A 1,060-nucleotide genomic window follows, 5' to 3' on the forward strand; every position below is an offset into this window, starting at 1 on the left:
TAATATGCCTGGAACGTTGCAGCCCGAACGGCAAGAAAATTCTGATTGGATTCCTCCCCATCCGGTTGTGAAATGCCATTCGCCCAGTCGTTTTCTACCTCATGATCATCTATCGTTACAATAAACGGGAAACGCTGCATGGACAGCCTGTAAGTCTGGTGAAGTTTTATAAAGAGCATGTAGATACAGAAATCTGCAAGGGTTTCCGAGGTCTTTTTCTCATAGATATAGTCTCCAAGATGGAAAACAAAATCGAAGTCTCCCTGTGCCATATCACGGTAGGCAGCGTAACGGCCTCCCACCCAGAGTTGGCAAAAACGCCAACGAAAGACTGTTTAAATGTGTTCCTCATGCATGAGCCGTTTTGGTCCTTCCTACTGGACTTATCTCATTTCCAGTTTTAAATCGATAATAATACTCCCGTCCTGGTTTCAGGTCATATACTTCTGCGTGAACAGAATGAGCAAGCTCTGACATTGCTACCTCTGTTCCGTGTCTTACTACCTTATTAAACTTTTCATCTTCTGCCATTTCCCACTCGACACGAATACTTTTATCCATCATCCCACCTAAACCATCTCCAGCAGTAGGATCAGGAGCTAATCTTGTCCATAATACGACGCCATCTGGTAACGGATGCAACTCCTAGAGTAAATGGATATTCATTAGATGTGAATAAAGCTTCTACATCCTTATTTGCCAATGAATTAGAGGTTGTTAGCCCAATTGTTGTAGCTAAAGCTACTTTGCCAGATGTACCCAAAAAATTTCTGCAACTCAATTTTTTAGAATTAAATTCGTTCAACCATTTTTCGTACCTCAACTTTTACTCCCCTAAGAAGATATGTAAGTTATTATCGAACCTTGTCAAATAGTCTGACATATTATATATAAATAACATTGATTGAGAGAGGACATGACCAAATTTACCGAAACTATATACAAACTATAGATATTTAACAATGTTGTAAATAAATTAACAAATACTGGATTTTAGTCAATGTTTTGGACACTAAAAAGTTAAATCTTAAGCTGTATTCCTAATTCGATCTTCAATGGC

Annotated in this window: 2 protein-coding genes; both read right to left on the reverse strand. The window is 38.7% G+C overall.

From position 1 onward, the window contains the following. Positions 1–272 (reverse strand): alkaline phosphatase D family protein (locus AC1DUW_RS30160; RefSeq protein WP_477644359.1); only part of this gene is annotated, 272 nt, incomplete at its 3' end. Positions 273–348: 76 nt separating this feature from the next. After that, a complete protein-coding gene (locus tag AC1DUW_RS30165) occupies positions 349–642 on the reverse strand; it encodes a PhoD-like phosphatase N-terminal domain-containing protein (protein ID WP_477644360.1) in 294 nt (97 codons plus the stop codon). Positions 643–1,060 lie beyond the last annotated feature (418 nt).

This window comes from Peribacillus sp. P4_C12 (genome assembly GCF_056402095.1).